This is a genomic window from Cryobacterium arcticum (assembly GCF_001679725.1).
In the GTDB taxonomy this organism is placed as follows: Bacteria; Actinomycetota; Actinomycetes; order Actinomycetales; family Microbacteriaceae; genus Cryobacterium; species Cryobacterium arcticum_A.
The window spans coordinates 1,166,847-1,190,172 of record NZ_CP016282.1 but is presented as its reverse complement, the minus strand read 5'-3'; the positions used below and the strand labels follow the sequence as shown (position 1 = coordinate 1,190,172).

Here is a 23,326-nt window from a genome sequence, read left to right as displayed (position 1 = left end):
CTTCCATGGAACTCCTCTTCGTCGCCCTCGGCGGTGCGATCCTCGGCCTCGCCGCACGGTACGCGCTGCCCCGCCGCCACACTCACGGTTCAGTGCTTGTGCCGGCCGTGGGGACGGGCGTCGCCAGCCTGGCCTGGGTCGCACTGACCTGGCTCGGCTGGGCCTGGGACGGCGGCTGGATCTGGTGGGTGTCGTTCGCGGCCGCCGCCGTGGCATCCGTCGTGGTCGACGTGGTCATCGGTCGTCGCCGCGAGGCCGCCGACCTGGAGGTCCTGCACAGAATCAGCAAGACCGGGCTCCCGGCTTAGAGCGACAGGCAGCCAGACGAACAGGAAACGCCCCCATCGGCCCGATGGGGGCGTTTCTGTGTGTGCGGCGCCGGCCGGCACTTCAGGCGGTGAGGCCCAGGCCGTCCATGCGGCGGGTGTGCGCGGCGATCAGTTCGGTGAAGACCGGTTCGATGCGAGAATCCTGACTCACGGCCATGGCGGACCTGGCCACGAGCAGGGTGTCCCCCACCAGCCGCCGCCCCCACATGGCCAGGCGAGACTCCAGCGCGGGCTGCGCGGCGATGGCCGCGGACAGCTCGTGCACGAGAACGTCGGCGCCGCCGTGCTCACCGAGCAGGTGGGCGATCCGCGGCCCCACATCGCCGGGCAGGGCGTCGGAGAGTCGGATGAAGAAATCGTCGAGCAGACCACCGGTGAGGTAGCAGCTGAGCAGAAGCTCCGGCCAGTCCTCTCCGCCCGTGGCCGTGCGGAAGCGGTCGAGCGCGGGAACGAACGGGCCCATCACCGTGGCCGGTTCGCCGTCCCGGCGGCGGATCTCCTCGATCAGGCCGTGGTGCTTCGACAGCGCGCGACCGGCGGCCAGGCTGAGGCCTTCCTTCGCGGCGAGGGTGGGCGCGGTGATCACGGCCGTGGACAGGCTCTCGAACATGCCCAGCTCGAAATACGCGGCCTGGCCGAGATAGGTGAGCAGGTCGGGCACCAGTTCGGTGATGTCGACCTTCGTCGTTGCGCGGCGTTCAGCCCTGACCGACAGCCGGGGCGCCTCTGCCCGTTTGGGACGTTCACCTAACCACGAGATCACGCGCTCAGCTTACTCGGCGACCCGGCCGGGAGCACTGGAGGCCCGCCCCGCCAGCGGCCTCGTGGCGGCGTTATTCGGCCTGCCCGGGTGGCCGGCGCGCATACCGCGCCGTCGGGAGCGCCCTGATCAGCATTTTCTCTGGCTATGCGCGTGACGAAACAAATCGGTCGATGCGCAATAGAGCGTTAACTCTTCCGATATCGGGTGGAAACCGCTGGTGCGTCGAATTGACGTACCCCTCCAGCACCCCTCCCCCCGATCCTTGGAGCTCCGCATGAAGATCACCCAGACTGCCGCAGGCATAGCCCTCGCGTTGGGCGCCTCACTCGCCCTCGTCGGCTGCACATCGGCCACCGACGCCGCCAAGACGGCGGACGTCACCACCACGGCAGACCTCACCTCCGCCCAGCAGGAGTGCGTCACGGCGGTTCAGGCCGACGTCGACGCCGCCACCGCCGAGACGGCGCTGGTCGCCCCGACCGAACCGCTCGACCTCGCCGCCCTGTCCGGCGGCACGGTCTGGTTCATCACCGTCTCGATGAACCAGTTCTCCACCGACATGGCCACGGGCGTTCAGGCCGCAGCGGATGCCGCCGGCGTCAAGCTCGTGACCTACGACGGCCAGGGCCTGGCCAACCGGTTCAACGAGGGCATCTCGCAAGCCGTCGCCCAGGACGCGGCCGGAATCATCCTCGTCGGCATCGACCCCACTGTCGTCACCGGTTCCCTGGCCGAGGCCGCCGCCGCGGGCATCCCGGTGCAGAACACTCTCAACGGCGACCCGACCGACGAGGTGCCAGAAGGCATGTACACCAACCTCACCAGCGACTTCACCGGTGACGGCGAGACCGCGGCCAAGTGGGCCCTGATCGACTCCGGCTGCCAGGCCGACATGGTCTCGCTCTACTCCAGCTCGGTCGGGGTGTGGCAGAAGATGGCCGACGGCGCCGCATCCGTCTTCGACGAGTACTGCCCCGAGGACTGCAGCTTCAAGGCCCTCAACGTGGACATCGCCAACGTCAGCACCGACATCGGCAGCCAGCTGCAGACCGCGCTGCAGCAGGACCAGGGCGTGAACTACGTCTACCCGGTCTGGGACAGCGCCGTACCGTTCGTGTCACCGGTGATGAGCGCCGCCAACTCCACGGCCAAGGTGCTCTCCCGCGACGGCCTCGAAGCCAACCTCGCCATGATCGCCGACAACAGCGGCCAAGCCATGACCATCGCCATGCCCACCACGAGCTGGATCGGCTGGATCGCCTTCGACAGCGTCGCCCGCGCCGCCACGGGCGCCGAGGTGCCCGACTACGTCATCCCGACCCGCATCATCGACTCCACCACCATCGGTGACGGCTCGGCCGCGGCGCTCTTCCCCGAGTACGTCGACTACGAGACCGCCTTCACCGACGCCTGGACCGGCTGACCCGCAGCCTGAAATCCCCGGGCGGGCCGTGTGCGCACGGCCCGCCCGGCACCAGCCCCTCCAGTTTTTCCCTTCGAACCCCGCACGACCGCGCACCACCCAGGACTGACAGGTGACTCCATGACAACGGCAACCCCCACCCGCACCTCCGAACCGGACCTCGGGAAGCATGACTTCACCGCTCCGGCCCGCCAACCCTTCAACTGGGGCGGCTTCACCGAACGGTGGGCGCTCGTGGGCGGCCTGCTGGTTCTCGTGCTCATCTGCATGGCGGTCTTCCCCCAGTTCCGCACCATGTCCCTGTTCACCACCATGGTGAACGCGCAGTCGCTGGTGCTGCTGCTCGGCCTCACCGCCACGGTGGTGCTGAGGCTGGGCGACTTCGACCTGTCGGTCGCGCAGACCATGGTCGCCACCGGCGCCCTCGTCGCCCAGCTCACCAAGATGGGCGTGCCCTCCGGCCTGGCCGTGCTGGTCGGCCTCGGCCTCGGCGTGGCCGTGGGGCTGATCAACGCGCTCCTCGTGGTGCGGGTGGGCGTTGACTCGTTCGTCGCGACGCTCGGCTCGTTCACCGCGCTGTCGGGCTTCGCCTACCTGATCACCAACAGCCGCATCATCTCGGGCATCCCCGACGAGTTCGTCAACTTCTCCCGCTCCCAGCTACTCGGAATCCCGCTGATCAGCTGGTATGCCTGGGCCCTGGTCATCGTGCTCTGGTACGTCTACCAGCGCACCCCGCTGGGCCGGTACAGCCTCTTCATCGGCGGCAACCGCAACGCCGCCCGACTGTCCGGGGTGCCGGTCAACCGCATCCGCACCGGCGCCTACGTCGTGTCGGGCCTCCTCGCCTCCTTCATCGGCGTCTGCTTCATCGGCTACTTCGGCGCCGTGGACCCGAGCGTGGGCTCGCAGTACATGCTGCAGCCGTTCGCCGCCGCGTTCCTGGGCGCCACCGCCATCGCGGTCGGCCGGTTCAACGCCTTCGGCACCGTTGCCGCCCTCTACCTGCTCACGGTGGGCATCACCGCCCTGCAGCTGCTCGGCGCGCAGACCTGGGTCTCCAACGTCTTCTACGGCGTCGCCCTGATGGTGGCCGTCACCGCGGCCAAACTCGCCGGCAGCCGCCGCGGCGGCGGGCACACCCGATGACCGCCCGCACCGCCGGCCGGGCCGGTACGGATGCCCGCATCGCCCTGTCCGTGCGGAACCTCAGCAAGCACTACGGCGGCGCCATCGCGCTGGCGGACGTGTCGCTCACGGTGCGTGCCGGCGAGGTGCACGCCCTGCTCGGCCAGAACGGCTGCGGCAAGAGCACCCTGATCAAGAGCCTGACCGGGGTCGTCATCCCCGACGCCGGCGAGGTGGAGGTCTTCGGTTCCCCGCTGCACATGCCCACCACCGACCCGCATACCCGCGGCATCGCCGTGATCCACCAGGACATCGGCCTGGTCGACTCGATGACCGTGCTGGAGAACCTCGGCATCAACGCCCGCTACGGCGCCCGCCTGCTCAGCCCGGTCAACGTGAAGAAGGAACGTGCCATCTACACCGACCTGATGCACCGCCTGGGCGTCGAATTCGACCTCGACGCCGAGGTCTCCACCCTCAGCCCGGCCGAGCGGGCACTGCTCGCGGTGGCCCGCGCCATGCGCCTGATGGACGGTGACAGCACCGAGCAGCTCTTCATCCTCGACGAACCCACCGCCGCCCTGTCCAAGCCCGAAGCCGCGCGTCTGCTCGACCTGATGCGCCGGGTCGCCGACCTCGGCGCCGGGGTGGTCTTCGTCAGCCACCGGCTCTCCGAGGTGATGGAGGTCTGCGACCGTGCCACGGTCATGCGCGCCGGCCGGGACATCGTCGAGGTGAAGGTGAGCGAGACCAGCCGCGCCGAGCTCGTCGCGCACATGCTCGGCCGCCGGATGGACGACTTTTTTCCCACCCCGCCGGCCTTCACGGGCGGCCCCGCCCGCCTCATGGTCGACGGCCTCAGCGGCGAGCGGGTGTCGCAGGTGAGCTTCAGCGCACACGCCGGCGAGGTCGTCGGCGTCACCGGGCTGGCCGGGATGGGCCAGGAAGAGCTGCCGTTCCTGCTCTTCGGCGAAGACTCCCCCACCGCTGGGCGCATCGAGGTCGACGGCGCACCGGCCCGGTTCGCCTCCCCGACCGCGGCCATCCGTGCGGGCGTCGCCCTCGTGCCAGGCAACCGGCTGCGTGACGGCGTCTGGATCGCCGGCACCGCGGAGGAGAACGTGACCCTGCCCGTGATCGACCGGTTCTTCGGCCTGTTCGGCATCCGCACCAAGGCCGTGCAGCAACGCGCGTTCGAGCTGATGGGCCAGGTCGACGTGTCGCCCAACCGGCCCGACTACGCCATGGCCGGGTTCAGCGGCGGCAACCAACAGAAGGTGGTCTTCGCCAAGTGGCTCCAGCTGGAGCCCGGGGTGCTGCTGCTCGACGAACCCACCCAGGGCGTCGACCCCGGCGCGGCGAAGGCCCTGCTGAACGATGCCATGGTGGCCGCCGCCGCCGGCAGCGCCGTCGTCGTGTTCTCGGGTGAGCACGAGCTGCTCGCGGCCATCTGCCACCGGGTGATCGTGCTGCACCACGGCCAGGTGATTGCCGAACTGGGCCGTGACAGCCTCACCGAGCACGCCCTGCTCGAGGCCTGCGAGGCCGCACCGAGCGAGATCTCCGTCGCCGCCTGACCGGCCGGCGCCACACCTTTCCCCGTCTACCCGCACCATACGCAAGGAGAACACCCATGTCCGCAGACCCCTTCCGCCTCGGCTGGTTCGGCAACCTCACCGCCCCAGAATGGAAGACCCCGTACCGCGGTAACGACCCGCTCACCTGGTTCAACGGCGACTTCCACGTCGACATGGTGCAGAACCTCGAACGCGCCGGTTTCGACTTCATCATGCTCGAGGACTCGCTCATGGTGCCCGACATCTACCAGGGCACCGCGGAGATCGAACTCAAGCACGCCCGGTACGCCCCCAAGATGGACCCGGTGGTCGCTGCAGCCATGCTCGCCCGCGCCACCAAGCACATCGGCATCATCGCCACCGCATCGAGCACCTTCTCGCACCCGTACCAGCTGGCCCGCCAGTTCGCCACGATCAACAACCTCAGCGGCGGCCGGGTCGGCTGGAACGTCGTCACCTCCAGCGAAGACCGGGCCGCCCAGAACTTCGGCCTCGACAAGCTGCCGGAGCACGACCTGCGTTACGAGATGGCCGAAGAGTTCATGGCCGCGGTGAAGGCGCTCTGGGGCTCGTGGGGGGAAGGCGCCATCCTCGCCGACGCCGAGAGCGGCTACTACGCCGACTTCGAGAAGGTTCAGCCCGTGCACTACGAGGGCGAGTACTACAAGACCCGCGGCCCGCTCAACATCCCGGCCGGCCCGAACGGCCGCCCGGTGATCTGCCAGGCCGGCGGCTCGCCGCGCGGCCGGGACTTCGCCGCCAAACACGCCGATGTCATCCTTGCCATCCCCAACGGCGCCGCCGGCGCCAAGGAATACCGCGACGACATCCGCCGCCGCGCCGCGCTGATCGGCCGCGACCCCGACGAGATCAAGGTGTTCTCCGTGGTGTACCCGATCGTGGGCGAGACCGCCCGCGACGCCGAGGAGAAGAACGCTGCCTGGTACGCACGCAAGCAGCACAACTTCGAGGTGCAGATGACCCACTTCGCGGCCACCATGGAGATCGACTTCTCGCCGTACGACCCCGACCAGCCGATCCCCGACGACGTGTCCACGAACGGCCACCAGAGCACCCTGGAGATCTGGCGCAAGCAGCTGGCCGGCAAGACCATCCGTGAGGGCTTCAGCGGCATGCGGGTGCAGACCACCGAGATGGTCGGCACGCCCGACGGCATCGCGGCCCAGATGGACGAGTTCATGCAGGAGGTCGGCGGCGACGGATTCCTCATCTACGGCCAGCCGATCAGCCGGCAGTACGTGGCCGAGATGACGGATGGCGTGGCCCCGGCCCTGCAGCGCCGCGGCCTGCTGCGCACGAGCTACGCGCACGACACCCTGCTCGGCAACCTCAACTCGTTCAGCTGATGCGCCGCGGCTACCTCGACCTCGCCGACGGGCAGGTCCACCTGCGCGAGTGCGGCGCGGGCGAGACCCTGGTGCTCCTGCTGCACCAGACCGCCGCGTCCTCGGTCATGTTCGAGAAATTCGCCGGCGAACTCGCCACCGGAGAGCTGGGCCGCACCCACCGGTTCGTGGCACTCGACACCCCGGGCTTCGGCATGTCGTACCGGCCGGCCGGCCCGTACGACGTGGCCGACTGGGCCCGGGTCGTGCTCGAGGCGGCGGATGTGCTGGGCGCGGACTCGTTCCACCTGCTCGGGCACCACACCGGCGCGGCCATCGCCATCGCGGTGGCCGCGGCGGCGCCGGAGCGCGTGTCGAGCCTGGCGATGATCGGTCCGCTGGTGCTCTCCGCCGCGGAGCGCGCCGAGTGGGAGGCATCCGTCACCGGCCTGGTCGTCGACGAGGCCGGCAGCCACCTGGCCACGGTCTGGCGGCAGGTCGCCACCATCGACGGCGACCCGCTCGCGTACCCGCCCGACCTCGCTCTACGCCAGCGTGAAACCGTCGACAAGCTCGCTGCCGGCGAGCGCTGGCACGAGGCCTACCTCACGGTGTTCCGCACCGATCTCGGCGCCCAGCTGGCGTCGACCACCTGCCCGGCCGTGCTGTTCAGCGGCGTGGCCGACGTGCTGCACCCCTATGCCGCCGCGACGCTGGCCACGCGGAGCGACATCGAATTCCATGAACTCGCCGCGGGAGCGTACCTGCTTGATCAGCAGCCGGCTCTCGTCTCCGGTCCCTACGCTCGGTTCCTCCAGCGGGTCGCGTCGGTGCCGCGCAGGGTGGCCCCGGCCGACTCCCCGGCCCCCTTCGGAGGTTCCCATGCCGTCAGCTGAACCCACCACGCCCTCGCCCCTGGTGTTCTGGAGCGTCGCGGGCGGCGACCTGCGCCGCCGCCTCGACACGATCGCCCAGCTGGACGCCGCCGGCGTCGACGCCGTGCTGCTCGCCCACGAGTCGCTGGCCGCCGCCGACCCGATCCTGCTCGCCGGCGCCGCCAGCCGGCGTGCGCCGCGGATCGGCCTGATCGTCGCCCTGTCGCCGTGGCTGCAGCCGCCGTTCCACACGGCCCGGGCGCTGGGCACACTGGACGCGCTCACCCGCGGCCGGGCGGGCTGGCTGGTCGACGCGGGGCCGGCCCCCTTCTCCTCCACCGACGACACCGCCCGCTGGAACGCGTCGGGCGTCACCGACCCTGCTGAGCTCGACCGCGCCGCGGCCGACTACCTCACCGCCACCGCCGCCCTCTGGAATTCCTGGGAGCCCGGCGCCCTCATTGCCGACGTGGACGCCGGCCAGTACGTCGACCCGGCCCGCGTGCACGTGCCGCACCACCGCGGGGAGTTCTTTGCCGTGCGCGGGCCGCTCAACATGCCCCGCTCGCCGCAGGGCCGCCCGGTCATCGTGGCCCGCTGGCCGCAGGGCGCCACGGATCCGGACGCGGCGAGCGCCGCCGCCGACCTGCTGGTGGTGAACGTTGAAGCGGATGTCGCCGCGGCCAGGCTCCACGCCGCCACGGTGCTCCTCGAACTGACCGGTACCGCGGCGACCGCGCCGCCGCGGACGACGGCCGACGGGTACCTGTTCTCCGGCATCGACGACCCCGCGCTCTACGGCCAGGTCGTGCACACGGTGCTGCCGGGCCTGCTGCCGCACCGCGGCCGCGGCGGGCTGCTGCGCGAGCGCCTGGGCCTGCCCGCTCCGGACTTCGACTGGGCCGACCCCACTCAGACCCCGGCCACCACGGCCCGCGCACGCACAGCACCTGCACGCACAGCCCCTGCACGCACAGCTTCGGCCACGACGGAGGACCCCGCATGAACGCCGAGCCCACTCCCCCGACCACCAGCCACGACGAGCGTCGCCGGATGGTCCTGGGCTGGTTCATGAACTACATGCCCACGGCCTGGAACCGGCCGTGGGCCGGCAGCACCCCCACCGGCTGGACCGACGGCGAGTTCTACGTCGACATGGCCCGTGCCCTGGAGCGGGCCTCGATCGACCTGGTGATGCTGGAAGACTCCAGCGTGGTTCCGGAGAACTTCGGCAGCAGCATGACGGCCGAATTCAAAGCCACGACCAAGGCGCCCAAGCACGACCCGCTGCCCCTGGCCGCGGCCATCTCCCAGGCCACCGAGCGGCTCGGCATCGTCACCACGATGAGCACCAGCCTGTACCCGCCGCACCGCCTCGCCCAGCTGCAGGCCACCCTCGACCAGCTCAGCGACGGCCGGGCGGGTTGGAACATCGTGACCTCGTTCGAGAACCTGGCCGCGCAGAACGTCGGGCTCGACACCCTCTGGGAACACGACGAGCGGTACGCCCGTGCCGAGGAGTACGTGAGCCTGGTCGACGAGTTCTGGACCGGCGCCGACGGGGTCGCCTTCGACGGCGACTACTACGCGGCTGCGGCCCCGTCCGCCCTGCCGCCGGTGCAACGCCGCCCCGTGCTGTGCCAGGCCGGGGGCTCCTCCGCCGGGATGGACTTCGCAGCCCGCTGGGCCGACCTGATCGTGTCGGTGCCCACCGGCCTGCCGGCCATGAAGGCGTACCGCGACGGCATCCGCCAGCGACTCGAGCGCGCCGGCACCGACCCCGACTCCTGCCGGGTGCTCTACATGGTCACACCGATCCTGGGCGAGACCGTCGCCGAGGCGGAGGCCAAGGAGGCCCGGATGTACTCGGCCGACGGCGACAACTTCCTGCGCCGCCTGGTGCAGCTCTCCAACGTCTCGGAGATCGACTTCGCCCAGTACGACCTCGACCGGCCGATCCCCGAGGATGCCACCACCAACGGGGCGCAGAGCATCCTGGATGCCATGAAGGCCGCCACCCGCGGGTCGAGCCTGCGGCAGGCCATGGCCGGCAAGGGCGAGTCCACCTCGCTCCGCCTCGTCGGCACCCCGCAGACCGTGGCCGACCAGATGGAGGAGGCCATGGAATTCGTCGGCGGCGACGGCTTCCTGCTCTTCCACGGCGGCGGCGGACTGATCAGCCGGCACTACCTCGACGAGGTGCTCGACGGCCTCGTCCCCGAACTGCAACGCCGCGGCCTCGCCCAGACCGGGTACGGCCCCGGAACCTTCGGCGAGCGCCTCGCCGCCCGCTGACCTGCTGCACCCACCGCTCCCCCACGACATCCTTCAGAAAGAGGCACCCATGTTCCACCTCGGCTGGTTTCTCGGCAACGGTTTCGGCATTCAGCCCTGGAATGCCAAGGGCGGTGACGGCCCCTGGGTGGGCTCGAACGTCACCGACTGGATGAAGCCCGACATCTACGTCGACCTGGCCACCTCGATGGAGCGGGCCGGCTTCGACTACATCCTCATCGAGGACACGGCCATGGTCGAGGACAGCTACAAGGGCACGGCGGAGACCAGCCTGCGGCGCGGATTCATGGCCCCCAAGAACGACCCGATGCCGCTTGTACCGCTGATGACCCAGCGCACCAAGCACATCGGCATCATCCCCACCGCCTCGGTTATCCAGTACCCGCCCTACCTGGCCGCCCGGCTGTTCACCACCCTCGACCACCTCACCGAGGGCCGGGTGGGCATGAACGTCGTCACCAGCGTCACCGACCGGGTGGCGCAGAACTACGGTTTCGCGCAGCACTTCGACCACGACGAGCGTTACCTGATGGCGCAGGAATGGGTGGACGTGGTGCAGCAGCTGCAGGGCTCCTGGCAACCCGGCGCGGTTCTCGCCGACCTGGAGAGCGGCATCTACGCCGACCACACCAAGGTCGAACCGATCGACTTCGTGGGCAAGTACTTCTCCTCCCGCGGACCGTTGAACACCATCCCTGGTCCGCAGGGCCGCCCGCCGGTGGCGTCGGCCGGCGGCTCGGAGGCCGGCCGGGACATGGCCGCCCGCTACGACGACACCATGATGTCGATGTGCAAGACCGTCGAGGAGATGAAGGAGTACCGCGCCGACATGCGCCGCCGGGTCGCCTCGTACGGCCGGGATCCCGACAAGGTCAAGTTCCTGTTCCTGGTCACCCCGGTCATCGCCGCCACCGACCAGGAGGCCAGGGACCTGGCCGCGGCCTCTCTCGCGGGCCGCGCGAGTGACGCCGCGATCGAGTACAACCTCTGGAACATGTCGTACACCAGCGGCGGCCGTATCGACTTCGGCGCCATCGATCCCGACACCCTGGTGTCCGACATCGACTTCAGCCGGCAGAACGGCGAACACAGTTCAGTTGCGGCCATCTTCCAGGACAGCGCGGGCAAGACCCTGCGCGACGTCGTCGCCAGCTCCTTCCAGATCACCGACCTCGGCCTCGTCGGCAGCCCCGACACCGTCGCCGCCAAGATGGGCGAGATCATGGACGAGGTCGGCGGTGACGGCTTCCTGCTCTACCTGCCCACCACCCGCCGCAACATGGCCGAGGTCGCCGACGGCTTGGCGCCGGCGCTGCGGCGCCGCGGCCTGATCCGCGACGGCTACTCCGGCACGACGCTCCGCGATCACCTTGTGGAGTTCTGAGATGAAGTGCGGAGTGTTCCTGCCCACGGCCAACAACGGCTACATCTACTCGACCAACGCTCCGCAATATCAGCCGACCTACGCGCTGAACAAGCAGATCACGGTGGATGCCGAGAAGCACGGCTACGATTTCGCCCTCTCCATGGTGAAGTACCGCGGCTTCGGCGGGGAGACCGACTACTGGAACCACGCGGTGGAGTCGACGGTGCTCATGGCCGCGCTGGTCGAAGCGACCAGCACCATCAAACTCTGGGCATCCGTCGGGGTGCCCTCGGTGAACCCGGCCATGGTCGCCCGCCTCGGCGCCACCCTCGACGACGCCTCCGCGGGCCGGTTCGGCGTGAACATCGTCGCCGGGTGGAACCGCTACGAATACGAGCAAATGGGCATGTGGCCCTCCGAGGACTACTACACCGACCGGTACGCCTACAGCGCCGAGTTCATCAGCATCCTGCGCGGGCTCTGGGAGCACGGCCGGCTCACCCACCAGAGCGACTTCTTCGCCCTTGACGACTGCCTCGTGCAGCCCACGCCCGAACACGGCGTCACCGTGATCGTGCCGGGCCAGTCACCCGCGAGCCTGGATGTGGCGGCGGCCCACGCCGACGTCAACTTCATCCTCGGGCCCATCGACGAACTCGCCCAGGCCGCCGCCGGACTCGCCGAGCGCTGCGCACGGCTCGGCCGGCACTGTGAGAGCGCCGTGCTGCTGGGCATCATCATGGCCGAGACCGACGAGGAAGCCGTGGCCGAGGCACAGCACTACATGGCCGGCGTCGACCTGGGCGCCCAGGCCGGCATCGCCGCGGCCGCCCGCAACGACCGCACCGGAACCGCCGTGAACGTGGGCCTGAAACGACAGGAGGGTGGCGTGCCGCCGGTGGTCTTCGACCACCCGGACCGGGCCGCGTTCCTGCAGGGGTCCTGCTGGTACTCCCCGCACATCGTCGGCTCCTACCGGCGCATCGCCGCCTATCTCGACGCCCTCGATGAGGAGGCCGGGGTGGCCAGCGCCGTCCTCACCTTCGCCGACTACACAACCGATGTGGTGCGGTTCGCCGAGAAGGTCATGCCGTTGATGCACACCTACCAAGCCCCCGCCCGGTGAACTCACGGCCAGCCGTAGCGACATCGTCGACAAGTGGTCACATGGACGAAACGGTGGCTTGTTACGTTGGCGAGAGGCCCGGAAGCCGCCGGACCGCATCCGCCGAACAGGAACCTGCCATGCCAGACGACCAGCCTGCAACGGCCACGGGCACGTCGACGAACCAGACCCGCCGCGCCTACGACCTGCTCCGGGTGATGATCAGGTCCGGCGACGTGGTCGTCGACCAGAAGCTCGTGGAGGACACCCTGATCCGTTCCCTGGGCATCACCCGCACGGCCATCAGGGAGGCGCTGCAGCAGTTGAGCGAGGAGGGCATGGTCAGCCGGCAGCGGCGCAGCGGGACCCGGCTGAACCGGGCGGTGCTGCAGCTCCCCATCGACGACATCCTGCCGTGGAAGGCATCCACCCGCTTCTCGGTGATCCGCACCGACTACCGCACTGTGCAGACCACTCCCACCGTGGCCGCCAAGCTGCAGACCACCGAAGACTATGTGGGCCTGGTGGAACACTGCTTCTTCGACGACGCCGTCGCCGTCGGCGTGCGGATCGCGTACTTCCGCCGCAGCTACGCCCAACCGCCGGTGTGGCAGAGCTGCCCGAGCCTCGCGGATGCCTTCGAGGCCGTCTACGGGTCGCCGCTGGCGGAGATCCGGTCGGTGGTGGATGCCGGCGCCTGCGACCCGGCCACCGCACGGATGCTGGGCATCCCCACCGGCTCACCCGTGCTGGTGCGTGAACAGGTGCTCGTCGACCGGCGCGACATCGCCCAGGAGTACACCTTCTCCTATTACCCGGCCGGAACGGTGTCCTTCCCCATGACGACCGTCAAGGTGGCCGAGGAGACGCGGGCGCCACTGTCCGCACTCCGGGCCTGACCGTAAACAGCACCGGTTCGAGGGTGTCAGCGGCTTTTGCCCAGGCCGCACCTATAGTCTGGTGTCATTCACCGGCGTCGGATCGGTGGACTTGCGCCTGAAGCAGAAGACGGGCGCATCCCGCTTCTAGCAAGACAGGCAAACAAAAAAGTGACCTTCACCGAACTCAATATCGACCAGGACATCGTCGACGCCCTGGCCGCCAAGGGCATCCTCGAGCCCTTCCCGATCCAGACCCAGACGATCCCGCTCGCCCTCAGCGGCCAGGACATCATCGGCCAGGCCAAGACCGGAACCGGTAAGACCCTCGGCTTCGGGCTGCCGCTGATCCAGCGCCTCGGCCTGAACCCCGAGCCCGGTGTGCAGGCCCTCGTGGTCGTTCCCACCCGCGAACTGTGCGTGCAGGTCAGCGAAGACCTCGAGCTCGCAGCGAGCAACCGCGGCACCACCATCGTCTCCATCTACGGCGGCAAGGCCTACGAGGGTCAGATCGAGCAGCTCAAGGCCGGCGCGCAGATCGTCGTCGGCACCCCCGGTCGCCTGCTCGACCTCGCCAGCCAGCGCCTGCTCAGCCTTTCCAACGTGCGCGAGATGGTGCTCGACGAGGCCGACAAGATGCTCGACCTCGGCTTCCTCGCCGACATCGAGAAGCTCTTCTCGCAGACGCCGTCCACCCGTCACACCATGCTCTTCTCGGCCACCATGCCCGGCCCGATCGTGGCCCTGGCCCGCCGGTTCATGACCAAGCCCATCCACATCCGCGCGAGCGACCCCGACGAGGGCCTCATGCAGGCCAACATCGAGCACTTGGTCTACCGGGCGCACAACATGGACAAGGACGAGGTCATCGGCCGCATCCTGATGGCCGAGGGCCGCGGCAAGACCGTGATCTTCACCCGTACCAAGCGGGCCGCCGCCAAGCTCGTCGAGGAGCTCGGTGACCGTGGCTTCAACGCCACCGCCGTGCACGGCGACCTCAACCAGGAGCAGCGCGAGCGCGCCATGGCGGCGTTCAAGGCCGGCAAGAAAGACATCCTGATCGCCACGGATGTCGCCGCGCGCGGCATCGACGTCGACGACGTCACCCACGTGATCAACCACACCATTCCCGAGGATGAGAAGGCCTACCTGCACCGCGTGGGCCGCACCGGCCGCGCCGGCAAGACCGGCATCGCCGTCACCTTCGTGGACTGGGACGACATGCCCAAGTGGACCCTGATCAACAAGGCCCTCGACTTCGGCACCCCCGAGCCGCAGGAGACCTATTCCTCGTCGCCGCACCTCTACACCGACCTGAACATCCCGGCCGGCTCGAAGGGGCGTCTGCGTGCGACCCCGATCAAGGAGACCGTGCCCGGCGCCGCCTCCGGCCGTGACGCCAACCGCGGTGCCCGCAGCGACAGCCGCTCCGGCGGACGTACCGATGGCCGCTCGGACGGGCGCTCCGGTTCGGGCCGCTCGGGCGAGCAGACCAGCCGTCCGCGCACCCGCGTTGGCACGACCACCAACCCGGATGCCCCCGCCGCCACCCCGGCAGCCGGCACCCACGACGGCGGAGGCACCGAGCACCACGACGGCAACAGCGCTCCCCGCCGTCGCAGCCGCACCCGCCGCCGCTCCCCGCAGGCGCCCACGGCGTAACCTGCCCCTGACATGCCGCAAACGGCTCCTTCACCTCGTGTGAAGGGGCCGTTTGCCGCATCTCAACACACCCGACCGCGCCGAGTTGCGACACATTGCCCCCTCAGCGCCCGGGAAAGGGCGTCAGGCGGCAATTCGCGACCGGTCGGCATGACGCTCACATGATGGACGTCGCTTCGACGCTCAGCTGAGCAGCCGGCTCCAGGCCACCTCGCGGGCAAGCTGACCTGTTTCGGCGAAGTGCCGCACCTGATGCGTGCTCGCGAGCACCGCGGCGAGGTCCCCGGTGGACGCCAGAGCAAAGCCCATTCGCTGCCAGAACTCTCCGGAGCGGCGGCTGAACAGCCACGCGCGCTCCGCTCCAGCCTCTGCCGCGCGATCGAGAGCGAATCCGGCCAGCTCGAGGCCCGTGCCGTGCCCCCGGCGGGACGGATCAACGGCAACACTGCGAATGAGAACCTGGCTGCCATCGTCACTGCATTCGAAGCCCGTACTGGCGACGATGCAGCCGGTCGACGCATCACGCGCGATCCACAAGCGCACCGCCGGAGAGTCCAGTCCGCTCAGGGTCAGGTCAACGCCCCGCAGGAACTCGGTCAGCTCCCCGAGATCGCGAGAAGTCGTGGGGGCCAGCTGGAGCATGACTCAAGGTTATGGGGCCGAACGGAACCGGGGCCGTTCGCCGAGCCATCCCCCTCGGGAGCCAGGCCCGGTCCGACGACCGGCAGGCGCCGAGTTGCGTCGAATCGCCCTCTCAGGGCGCTCGAGGGGGCAGTTTGGCGCAACTCGAGGGGGATGGAGGCCTCAGGTGGCGGGTCAGGCGGGGGTGACCGGCGCCGAGCCGCGGCCCTCGGCCACGATGCGCTCGAGCACCTCGGGGGTGGTGGTGTTCTCGCCCAGCCGGTTCGGTTTGCCCTCGCCGTGGTAGTCGCTGGACCCGGTGATGGCCAGACCGTACTTCTCGGCGAGCATGGTGAGCCGCGCGGTGGCCTCCGGCTTGTTCTCCCGGTGCCGCAGCTCCAAGCCGAACAGACCGGCGGCCACGAGGGCGGCCAGCCGGCTCTCGGCCATCACGTCGGCGACGCCCCGGGTGGCCGGATGCGCGATCACGGGCACGCCCCCGGCCGCGCGCACGAGCGTCACGGCGCGCAGCGGGTCCGGCGCGTAGTGCGGCTGGTAGTAGCCCGCCTCCCAGTGCAGGATGCCCGCGAACGCCTCGCTGCGGGTGAGGGCGAGGCCGTTGGCCACGAGGGCGTCCGCGATGTGCGGCCGGCCCACGGTTCCGCCCGTTGTGGTCTGGGCGAGCACGTCGTCCCAGGTGATCTCGTAGTCGGCGCCGATCCGGGCCACCATCTGCTCTGCCCGCGTGAGCCTGGCCTTGCGGATATGCGCGGTCTCCGCGACGATCCCGGCATCCGACGGGTCGAAGAGGTACGCGAGTAGATGGATGCTGGCGTGCCCGACCCGGGTGCTGAACTCCATGCCTGGGATCAGGGTGATGCCCGCGGTCCGGGCCGCCACCGAGGCCTCCGACCAGCCCGCCGTGGAGTCGTGGTCGGTGAGGGCCACCGTGCCCAGTCCCGCTGCCGCGGCGGCGCGCACGAGCTGTGACGGAGTCTCGGTGCCGTCGGAGACGCTGGAGTGGGTGTGCAGGTCGATCGGACCCGTGAAACGCCGTTCGACTGCCATTCCCCCATGCTAGTTGGCCGCAGAATGCAGCTCGGTCGCTTACAGTGACTCATCTATGTTCTCCTTTCTCTTCCGCACCCTGCTCGTCGTGGCGGCGCTGGCGGTTCTCACCGTTCTGGCCTGGCCGCAGTTCCTCGGCCTGCAGAACACCTGGGTGGTGGCGCACGCTGTCTCGCTGCGCGGCCTCGCCGTGGTGGTGGCCGCCGCACTGCTGGTACTGCTCACGGTCCTGCTCATCCTCGTGCGGTCGTTCCGGGGCACGACCGCGCTCTTGATGGTGTTCCTGGCGCTGTTCGGCGCGGTCAACGTGGGCGTCCTGCTGCACCGGGGCACCGCATCCGCCCTGCCCGCTTCGGCGCGGGCGGCGGATGTCTCAGGGTCGGCTGATGAGTCGGCAGACGACGCGACGGCGTCGATCACCGTGCTGAGCTGGAACACCCTCGGCGACGAGCCGGGCGCCGACGCCATCGCCGCACTCGCCCTGGCCGAGGACGCCGATGTGCTCACCTTGCCCGAGACCACCGAGGAGACCGGGGTGCTGATCGCCGAGGCCATGCGCGCGGCCGGCCGGCCCATGTGGGTGCACACCGTGTCGTTCGACCTCATCTCCAAGGCCCGGTCGACCACGCTGCTGATCAGCCCGGACCTGGGCGACTACACGGTCACGTCCGCGGAGGGATCCGGACCGCCCGGCAATACGAACGTGCTGCCCACGGTGGTGGCGGAGCCCGTCGACGGCACCGGCCCCACGATCGTGGCCGTGCACGCCGTCGCTCCGATCCAGTGGGAGATGACCAACTGGCGCTCCGACCTGGACTGGCTGGCCGAGCAGTGCGATACCGCCGGCACTGGCACCGACGGCGTGATCATGGCCGGCGACTTCAACGCCACCCTCGACCACTTCGCCGGCCGGGCCGACACGGCCGGCGCCGCGCTCGGCTCCTGCCGGGATGCCGCCCTGGCCGCGGGCGCCGCCGGCGTGGGCACCTGGCCCACCTGGGCACCCACCCTGCTCGGCTCCCCCATCGACCATGTGCTGGCCACCGCCAACTGGCAGGTCGACGCCATGAGCGTCATCCAGGATGAAGACGCCGCGGGCAGCGACCACCGGCCCATCGTGGCGACCTTCTCACCCGCCGGCTGAGCCTGCCCGGCTGCTCGCTCGCGCATTCGGTGCAGTGCGGGTGGGAGAATGGGGGCATGGCTGATTCCACCGACACCGCACCTGCTCCCGCCGCCCGCTCGAACGAGAACCGGTCCACCACGCCCGGCTCGGAAGGGTTCAAGGAGTTCATCTCCAGCGGCTGGGCCGAGCGCACCGATGAGCTGCCGCCGGCCCGGGAGCAGGCGCCGTTCGCCGCCGCCCGGCGCGAGCGGGTCTCCAAGCTCTACCCGGGTCAGCGCCTGATCGTTCCGGCCGGCCGGCTCAAGCAGCGCGCCAACGACACCGACTACGCCTTCCGCGCGCACTCCGCCTTCGCCCACCTCACCGGATGGGGCAGCGACTCCGAGCCCGGCGCCGTGCTCGTCTTCGAGCCCACCGCCACCGGCCACGAGGCCACCGTGTACTTCCGGGAGCGCGCCGGCCGCGACTCCGACGAGTTCTACGCCAACTCCGAGATCGGCGAGTTCTGGATCGGCCCGCGGCCCTCCATCGCCCAGGTCGCCAGCGACCTCGCCGTCACGGTGCGCGGCATCGACGACTTCGCCGCGGTTCTCGGCCGGGTCGACAGCGAGACCCTGCTCGTGCGCGAGGCCGACCCGTTCCTCACCGGCAAGGTCGACGACGCCCGCCTCCGCAACTCCGCCGAGCGGATGCTCACGGCCAACGCGTCAGACGCCCCGTTCAGCATCGAGATCAACAGCGAACACGACGCCGATGCCATCCTCGCCCGCGACCTGTCCGAGCTGCGCCTGGTCAAGGACGCCTACGAGATCGGCCAGATGCGCCTCGCAGTGGCGGCCACCGCCCGCGGCTTCGAGGACGTCATCCGCGATCTGCCCCGCTCCAGCAGCCACGAGCGCGGTGAGCGCCTGGTGGAGGGCGTCTTCAACACCCGCGCCCGCGTGGACGGTAATACCGTCGGTTACGACACCATCGCCGCCTCCGGCCCGCACGCCTGCATCCTGCACTGGACCCGCAACGACGGACCCGTCGTGCCGGGCGACGTGATGCTGCTCGACGCCGGTGTCGAGGTGGACAGCTACTACACCGCCGACATCACCCGCACCCTGCCGGTCACCGGCACCTTCACGGATGTGCAGCGCCGCGTGTACGACGCCGTGCGCGAGGCCGCCGACGCGGCCTTCCTGGTCGCCAAGCCGGGCGCCGTCTTCCGGGAGGTGCACGCGGCCGCGATGGCCGTGATCGCCCGGCACACCGCCGACTGGGGCATGCTGCCCGTCACCGCCGAGGAGGCGCTGCTGCCGGAGAACGGCCAGCACCGTCGCTACATGGTGCACGGCACCAGTCACCACCTCGGCCTCGACGTGCACGACTGCGCCCAGGCCCGCCGTGACATGTACATCGACGGCGTGATCGAGCCCGGCATGGTCTTCACCATCGAGCCAGGACTGTACTTCCAGCTCGACGACCTCACGGTGCCCGCCGAGTACCGCGGCATCGGCGTGCGCATCGAAGACGACATCCTGATCACCGAGACCGGCGCCGAGAACCTCTCGGCCGGCATCCCGCGCGACTCGGCAGCGGTCGAGGCCTGGATGGCCGCCCTGCAGGCCTAACCACGCACAACTGTTCCCCGTGGGGACTTCTGCGCCCGGTACCCCGGACGCAGATGTCCGCTACGGGAACAGTTGGTGTACGGCGCGGGCGCGCGGCCTGTTAGCGGGCGGGGTCGACCGGACCGGAAACGGGGGGCTCGGCCACGGGCGGCGGTCCGGCGGCCGGCGGGGCCGACACGGGCGGGGCCGGCTGACCGTACGCGGGCGGCGCTGTCGGCTGCTCGGTCGGTCCGGTCTCACCGTACGCGGGCGGCTGGTTCGACGGCGGTGTCGGTCCGCCGGCAGCAGGCGGCTCCGGGGCCGAGCGCGGCGGGTCGGACGGGTGCGGAGCAGCGGCAGCGGCAGCGGCGGGCTCGGCCTGGCCGGCCAGCAGGTTGCGGGCCTTGTTGAGCAGTTCGACGTTCACGATCACCTGGTAGTTGCCGGCGATCACCTGCATGGTCGAGGTGAAGTCCTTGCGGCGGCGGTTGAGCGCGTAGCTCACCAGTCCGAACAGCATGCCGAAGCCGGCGCCCATGAGCACGGCCGCGAAAACGAACGGCAGGCCGGCGCCATCCGGCGAGAAGATGAAGAACAGCAACCCGAAGAACACCCCGAGCCAGGCACCGGATGCCGCCCCAGCCAACGCGACCCGGCTCCAGGTGAGTTTGCCGGTCACCCGTTCAACGGTCTTCAGGTCGTTGCCCACGATGGACAGCTGCTTGACGGGGAAGTCGGCCTTCGCGAGAACGTCCACGGCCAGCTGGGCCTCGTTGTAGGTCTCGTACGTCGCCACGACCTCGCCCTTGGGCAGGACCGGATACAGTGCGGCGGCGCGGCCGCCGAAGGGGCTCTGAGAGGACATGCCCCCATTCTTCCACGATCCACCCGCATACCAGCAGGGACCGCTGTGCATCCAGTGGGAGAATGCCCCGATGAGGGCTCCAACGCCGGCCGCAACCGCCGGTCCCGGCCGGCCTCAGAGTGCCCATGGCGCAGCGCGGTGTCACGGGTGCCGTCCGGCGCGCACAAGCTAAGTTAGAGGTGTGGCAAACACCAGAGTTTTCGTCGCCCGACTGGCCGGGTGCAACGTCTTCGACCCCGCGGGCGACCGCGTTGGCAAGGTTCGCGACGTGCTGGTGGTCTACCGAAAAGACGACCCGCCCCGTGTGGTCGGCCTGATCGTCGAAATCCCCGGCAAACGCCGGGTGTTCGTCTCGATCGGCCGGGTCACCAGCATCGGCAGCGGCCAGATCATCACCACGGGCCTGATCAACGTGCGCCGGTTCGAGCAGCGCGGCGGTGAGGTGCGGGTGATCGCCGAGATGCTCGGCCGCCGCGTCGCGTTCAACGACGGTTCGGGCGAAGCCACCATCGAAGACGTCGCGATCGAGGAGTCTGCCCAGGGCGACTGGGCGATCAGCCAGTTGTTCGTGCGCCGGCCCAAGGCCAGCTCGTCGCTGTTCGCCAAGGGCGCCACCGCCTTCGCCAACTGGGACGAGGTCTACGAGAAGGTCACCGCGGGCGAGTCTCAGTCGGCCGAGCAGCTCATTGCCACGTACTCGGACATGAAGCCCGCCGACCTCGCCAACACCCTGCTCGACCTGCCCAGGCAGCGCATGTTCGAGGTGGCCGAGGAACTGCCGGACGGTCGTCTGGCCGACGTGCTCGAGGAGATGCCCGAGAGCGAGCAGGTGGGCATCCTCACCCGGCTCGGCGACTCACGCGCCGCCGAGGTGCTCGACCACATGCAACCCGACGACGCCGCCGACCTCATCGCGCAGCTGCCGGAGGAGCGCGGCGAGCAGCTGCTCGACCTCATGGAGCCCGAGGAAGCCGACGACGTGCGGTTCCTGCTCTCCTACGCCCCGGACACCGCCGGCGGCCTGATGACCACCGAGCCGATCATCGTCTCGGCCGACGCGACCGTGGCCGAGGGCCTCGCGCTCATCCGCCGGCACGACCTGGCGCCTGCACTGGGCGCCGCGATCTGCGTCACCCTGCCGCCCTACGAACCGCCCACCGGCCGGTTCCTGGGCATGGTGCACTTCCAACGGATGCTGCGCTACCCGCCGCACGAACGCCTCGGCACCCTGCTCGACCTGGGTCTGGAGCCCGTCACCGCGGACACCTCGGCGGCCGAGGTCACCCGCATTCTCGCCAGCTACGACCTGGTCTCCGTTCCGGTCGTCGACGACAACCACCGACTCGTCGGGGTGGTGACGATTGATGACGTGCTCGACTACCTGCTGCCGGACGACTGGCGAAGTCACGACGGCAACGACGAGGTGCGTAAACGTGCCACGGCCAGAACCCAGCTGATGACAGGAAGTATCCCGCTACCGGGTGGACGGAGGCACGACAATGGCACGAGCTAACAAGTCGGAGCTCCGCCTCGACACGCCCAAAGGGCTGCGCACCACCAACCTGGTCGGGCGCAAGCGCAACGGACGCAGCAACGACAGGTTCGGCCGGCTCACCGAGGCGATCGCCCGCGGCATGGGCACCCCCTGGTTCCTGCTGGGCCTGACCCTCTTCACGGTCTTCTGGATCAGCTGGAACACCCTCTCCCCGATCAGCCTGCGCTTCGACTCGATCGAGCTCGGCTTCATCGCCCTCACCCTGGTGCTCTCGCTCCAGGCGTCCTACGCTGCTCCGCTGATCCTGCTCGCGCAGAACCGGCAGGACGACCGCGACCGGGTGCAGTTCGAGCAGGACCGGCAGCGCGCCGAACGCAACCTGGCCGACACCGAGTACCTCGCCCGTGAGGTCGTGGCGCTCCGCCTGGGCATGAAGGACCTCGCCTCAAAGGACTTCCTCCGCGCGGAACTGCGCGCCATGCTCGACAACCTCGACCAGCGCGACGAGCAGGCGCGCCGGGAGAGCGAGGCAGCCCGCGACCGCGAGAGCCGCGAGCTCGAGAGCCGGGAACGCGAGGGCAGCATCAGCCGCGCCGCCGCCGATCGCCGCAGCGCCCAGGAGGCGCACCCGATTGACTGAGAATCGGGTACGAGCCGCCCTCGCCCGAGTCATCGACCCGGAGATCCGCAAACCCATCACCGAGCTCGACATGGTGTCGGGTGTCACGATCGACGCCGACGGCGGCGCCACCGTGGACATCCGGCTCACCATCGCCGGCTGCCCGGCGGCGACCCGCATCGAGACGGATGTGCGTGAGGCGACCGAATCCGTCGTCGGGGAGGGCCTGGCCCGGGTCGTCGTCTCGGTGATGACCCCCGAGCAGCGCCGCGCCATGACCGAGAAGCTCCGCGGCGGGCAGGGCGCCCGCAGCCTGCAGTTCTCCCCCGACTCGCTCACCCGCATCTACGCGATCACCAGCGGCAAGGGCGGTGTGGGCAAGTCCACCGTCACCGCCAACCTGGCCGTCGCCCTCGCCGCACGGGGCCTCCGGGTAGGCATCGTCGACGCCGACGTCTACGGCTTCTCGATCCCCGGCCTGCTCGGCCTGGTCACCCCGCCGGCCACGCCCGGCGGCCAGTCCGGCATGGTCAAGCCCACCCAGGTGGGCGACATGATCCTGCCGCCGATCGGCTACGACGTGAAGGTCATCTCGATCGGCATGTTCGTCGACGACACCTCGGTGGCCGTCGCCTGGCGCGGCCCGATGCTGCACCGCACCATCACCCAGTTCCTCACCGAGGTCTACTTCGGCGACCTCGACATCCTGCTGCTCGACCTGCCGCCGGGCACCGGCGACATCGCCATCTCGGTGGGCCAGCTGCTGCCACACGCCGAGGTCATCGTGGTCACCACCCCGCAGCCGGCCGCCTCCGACATCTCCGAGCGCAGCGGCGCCGTGGCCCGGCACACCGGCCAGTCGATCTACGGCGTGATCGAGAACATGTCCGGGCTGATGCAGCCCGACGGCACCATGCTGGAGATCTTCGGCTCCGGAGGCGGCGCCGAGGTCGCCGCCCGCCTCTCCGCCGGTCAGGACACCCCGGTGCCGCTGCTCGGCCAGGTGCCGCTCTCCGTCGCCCTGCGCAGCGGCGGCGATACGGGCATCCCGGTGGTGCTCGGCGACCCGGCCGACCCCGCGGCGGCGGCCATCCAGGCCATCGCCGACCGGCTGGCCACCCGCGGACGCGGCCTGGCCGGGCTGAGCCTGGGCATCTCCCCGCGCTGACCCTGCGCCAGGTCCCACCCGG

21 protein-coding genes are annotated in these 23,326 nt (G+C 69.9%); 17 read left to right on the top strand and 4 right to left on the bottom strand.

Going from position 1 to position 23,326, the window contains the following annotated elements; all coding sequences use genetic code 11:
* The first annotated feature begins 5 nt into the window (after positions 1-5).
* The gene (locus PA27867_RS05305; protein WP_066594179.1) at positions 6-308 is read left to right on the top strand and encodes a hypothetical protein; all 303 of its coding nucleotides are present in this window, start codon (positions 6-8) and stop codon (positions 306-308) included.
* 82 nt (positions 309-390) lie between these two features.
* On the opposite strand, the gene PA27867_RS05300 is transcribed toward PA27867_RS05305, so the two are convergent.
* The gene (locus PA27867_RS05300; protein ID WP_066594177.1) at positions 391-1,092 is read right to left on the bottom strand and encodes a ferritin-like fold-containing protein; all 702 of its coding nucleotides are present in this window, start codon (positions 1,090-1,092) and stop codon (positions 391-393) included.
* 274 nt (positions 1,093-1,366) lie between these two features.
* Between PA27867_RS05300 and PA27867_RS05295 the strand changes: the two genes are divergently transcribed.
* From PA27867_RS05295 to PA27867_RS05245, 11 genes are all read left to right on the top strand, one after another.
* The gene (locus tag PA27867_RS05295) at positions 1,367-2,515 is read left to right on the top strand and encodes a sugar ABC transporter substrate-binding protein (RefSeq protein ID WP_084020722.1); all 1,149 of its coding nucleotides are present in this window, start codon (positions 1,367-1,369) and stop codon (positions 2,513-2,515) included.
* A gap of 120 nt (positions 2,516-2,635) precedes the next feature.
* Positions 2,636-3,664: an ABC transporter permease gene (locus PA27867_RS05290; RefSeq protein WP_066594174.1), complete on the top strand. Its 1,029-nt coding sequence runs from the start codon at positions 2,636-2,638 to the stop codon at positions 3,662-3,664.
* Complete coding sequence (locus tag PA27867_RS05285; RefSeq protein ID WP_066594172.1) at positions 3,661-5,220, top strand: sugar ABC transporter ATP-binding protein; 1,560 nt, start codon at positions 3,661-3,663, stop codon at positions 5,218-5,220. The genes PA27867_RS05290 and PA27867_RS05285 overlap by 4 nt, the downstream gene beginning before the upstream one ends.
* A gap of 56 nt (positions 5,221-5,276) precedes the next feature.
* Positions 5,277-6,587 (top strand): NtaA/DmoA family FMN-dependent monooxygenase, encoded by a 1,311-nt coding sequence (locus tag PA27867_RS05280; RefSeq protein ID WP_066594169.1) that lies wholly within the window; start codon positions 5,277-5,279, stop codon positions 6,585-6,587.
* Complete coding sequence (locus tag PA27867_RS05275; RefSeq protein ID WP_066594167.1) at positions 6,587-7,462, top strand: alpha/beta fold hydrolase; 876 nt, start codon at positions 6,587-6,589, stop codon at positions 7,460-7,462. Before PA27867_RS05280 ends, PA27867_RS05275 begins: the two co-directional genes overlap by 1 nt.
* Positions 7,449-8,447, top strand: a complete 999-nt coding sequence (locus PA27867_RS05270) for an LLM class flavin-dependent oxidoreductase (protein ID WP_066594164.1) — start codon at positions 7,449-7,451, stop codon at positions 8,445-8,447. The genes PA27867_RS05275 and PA27867_RS05270 overlap by 14 nt, the downstream gene beginning before the upstream one ends.
* Positions 8,444-9,736, top strand: a complete 1,293-nt coding sequence (locus tag PA27867_RS05265) for an LLM class flavin-dependent oxidoreductase (RefSeq protein ID WP_066594162.1) — start codon at positions 8,444-8,446, stop codon at positions 9,734-9,736. The genes PA27867_RS05270 and PA27867_RS05265 overlap by 4 nt, the downstream gene beginning before the upstream one ends.
* Before the next feature lie 49 nt (positions 9,737-9,785).
* The gene (locus PA27867_RS05260; RefSeq protein WP_066594160.1) at positions 9,786-11,120 is read left to right on the top strand and encodes an NtaA/DmoA family FMN-dependent monooxygenase; all 1,335 of its coding nucleotides are present in this window, start codon (positions 9,786-9,788) and stop codon (positions 11,118-11,120) included.
* Position 11,121: 1 nt separating this feature from the next.
* Positions 11,122-12,228, top strand: a complete 1,107-nt coding sequence (locus PA27867_RS05255) for an LLM class flavin-dependent oxidoreductase (RefSeq protein ID WP_066594158.1) — start codon at positions 11,122-11,124, stop codon at positions 12,226-12,228.
* A gap of 119 nt (positions 12,229-12,347) precedes the next feature.
* Positions 12,348-13,106 (top strand): GntR family transcriptional regulator, encoded by a 759-nt coding sequence (locus tag PA27867_RS05250; RefSeq protein ID WP_084020720.1) that lies wholly within the window; start codon positions 12,348-12,350, stop codon positions 13,104-13,106.
* 150 nt (positions 13,107-13,256) lie between these two features.
* Entirely contained in the window at positions 13,257-14,747 is a 1,491-nt protein-coding gene (locus PA27867_RS05245) for a DEAD/DEAH box helicase (RefSeq protein ID WP_066594156.1), read from the top strand.
* 183 nt (positions 14,748-14,930) lie between these two features.
* Here PA27867_RS05245 and PA27867_RS05240 read toward each other — a convergent pair whose 3' ends face one another.
* Both PA27867_RS05240 and PA27867_RS05235 read right to left on the bottom strand, forming a co-directional pair.
* Positions 14,931-15,389 (bottom strand): GNAT family N-acetyltransferase, encoded by a 459-nt coding sequence (locus PA27867_RS05240; protein ID WP_066594154.1) that lies wholly within the window; start codon positions 15,387-15,389, stop codon positions 14,931-14,933.
* A 174-nt stretch (positions 15,390-15,563) separates the two neighbouring features.
* Positions 15,564-16,436 (bottom strand): PHP domain-containing protein, encoded by an 873-nt coding sequence (locus PA27867_RS05235; protein ID WP_066594152.1) that lies wholly within the window; start codon positions 16,434-16,436, stop codon positions 15,564-15,566.
* Positions 16,437-16,491: 55 nt separating this feature from the next.
* On the opposite strand from PA27867_RS05235, the gene PA27867_RS05230 reads away from it, so the two are divergent.
* Positions 16,492-17,580 carry an endonuclease/exonuclease/phosphatase family protein gene (locus PA27867_RS05230; RefSeq protein ID WP_066594149.1) on the top strand — a complete coding sequence of 363 codons (1,089 nt, stop codon included), beginning with the start codon at positions 16,492-16,494 and terminating at the stop codon, positions 17,578-17,580.
* 56 nt (positions 17,581-17,636) lie between these two features.
* A complete protein-coding gene (locus PA27867_RS05225) occupies positions 17,637-19,178 on the top strand; it encodes an aminopeptidase P family protein (protein ID WP_066594147.1) in 1,542 nt (513 codons plus the stop codon).
* A gap of 100 nt (positions 19,179-19,278) precedes the next feature.
* On the opposite strand, the gene PA27867_RS05220 is transcribed toward PA27867_RS05225, so the two are convergent.
* Positions 19,279-20,022, bottom strand: a complete 744-nt coding sequence (locus PA27867_RS05220; RefSeq protein WP_066594144.1) for a general stress protein — start codon at positions 20,020-20,022, stop codon at positions 19,279-19,281.
* 181 nt (positions 20,023-20,203) lie between these two features.
* Here PA27867_RS05220 and PA27867_RS05215 point away from each other — a divergent pair, with 181 nt between their 5' ends.
* The 3 genes from PA27867_RS05215 to PA27867_RS05205 are packed head-to-tail and all read left to right on the top strand — an operon-like array spanning position 20,204 to position 23,304.
* Positions 20,204-21,535, top strand: a complete 1,332-nt coding sequence (locus PA27867_RS05215) for a magnesium transporter MgtE N-terminal domain-containing protein (protein WP_066594140.1) — start codon at positions 20,204-20,206, stop codon at positions 21,533-21,535.
* The gene (locus PA27867_RS05210) at positions 21,522-22,157 is read left to right on the top strand and encodes a DUF1003 domain-containing protein (RefSeq protein WP_084020718.1); all 636 of its coding nucleotides are present in this window, start codon (positions 21,522-21,524) and stop codon (positions 22,155-22,157) included. The genes PA27867_RS05215 and PA27867_RS05210 overlap by 14 nt, the downstream gene beginning before the upstream one ends.
* On the top strand, positions 22,150-23,304 hold the full coding sequence (locus PA27867_RS05205) for a P-loop NTPase (protein ID WP_236900841.1): 1,155 nt from the start codon (positions 22,150-22,152) through the stop codon (positions 23,302-23,304). The genes PA27867_RS05210 and PA27867_RS05205 overlap by 8 nt, the downstream gene beginning before the upstream one ends.
* The last annotated feature ends 22 nt before the right edge of the window (positions 23,305-23,326 follow it).

Coding starts and splice junctions, on each gene's coding strand:
- PA27867_RS05290 (WP_066594174.1), top strand. CDS start 2,636: ATGACAACGGCAACCCCCACCCGCACCTCCGAACCGGACCTCGGGAAG.
- PA27867_RS05270 (WP_066594164.1), top strand. CDS start 7,449: ATGCCGTCAGCTGAACCCACCACGCCCTCGCCCCTGGTGTTCTGGAGC.
- PA27867_RS05295 (WP_084020722.1), top strand. CDS start 1,367: ATGAAGATCACCCAGACTGCCGCAGGCATAGCCCTCGCGTTGGGCGCC.
- PA27867_RS05250 (WP_084020720.1), top strand. CDS start 12,348: ATGCCAGACGACCAGCCTGCAACGGCCACGGGCACGTCGACGAACCAG.
- PA27867_RS05280 (WP_066594169.1), top strand. CDS start 5,277: ATGTCCGCAGACCCCTTCCGCCTCGGCTGGTTCGGCAACCTCACCGCC.
- PA27867_RS05305 (WP_066594179.1), top strand. CDS start 6: ATGGAACTCCTCTTCGTCGCCCTCGGCGGTGCGATCCTCGGCCTCGCC.
- PA27867_RS05220 (WP_066594144.1), bottom strand. CDS start 20,022: ATGTCCTCTCAGAGCCCCTTCGGCGGCCGCGCCGCCGCACTGTATCCG.
- PA27867_RS05210 (WP_084020718.1), top strand. CDS start 21,522: ATGGCACGAGCTAACAAGTCGGAGCTCCGCCTCGACACGCCCAAAGGG.
- PA27867_RS05265 (WP_066594162.1), top strand. CDS start 8,444: ATGAACGCCGAGCCCACTCCCCCGACCACCAGCCACGACGAGCGTCGC.
- PA27867_RS05285 (WP_066594172.1), top strand. CDS start 3,661: ATGACCGCCCGCACCGCCGGCCGGGCCGGTACGGATGCCCGCATCGCC.
- PA27867_RS05235 (WP_066594152.1), bottom strand. CDS start 16,436: ATGGCAGTCGAACGGCGTTTCACGGGTCCGATCGACCTGCACACCCAC.
- PA27867_RS05225 (WP_066594147.1), top strand. CDS start 17,637: ATGGCTGATTCCACCGACACCGCACCTGCTCCCGCCGCCCGCTCGAAC.
- PA27867_RS05240 (WP_066594154.1), bottom strand. CDS start 15,389: ATGCTCCAGCTGGCCCCCACGACTTCTCGCGATCTCGGGGAGCTGACC.
- PA27867_RS05275 (WP_066594167.1), top strand. CDS start 6,587: ATGCGCCGCGGCTACCTCGACCTCGCCGACGGGCAGGTCCACCTGCGC.
- PA27867_RS05230 (WP_066594149.1), top strand. CDS start 16,492: ATGTTCTCCTTTCTCTTCCGCACCCTGCTCGTCGTGGCGGCGCTGGCG.
- PA27867_RS05255 (WP_066594158.1), top strand. CDS start 11,122: ATGAAGTGCGGAGTGTTCCTGCCCACGGCCAACAACGGCTACATCTAC.
- PA27867_RS05260 (WP_066594160.1), top strand. CDS start 9,786: ATGTTCCACCTCGGCTGGTTTCTCGGCAACGGTTTCGGCATTCAGCCC.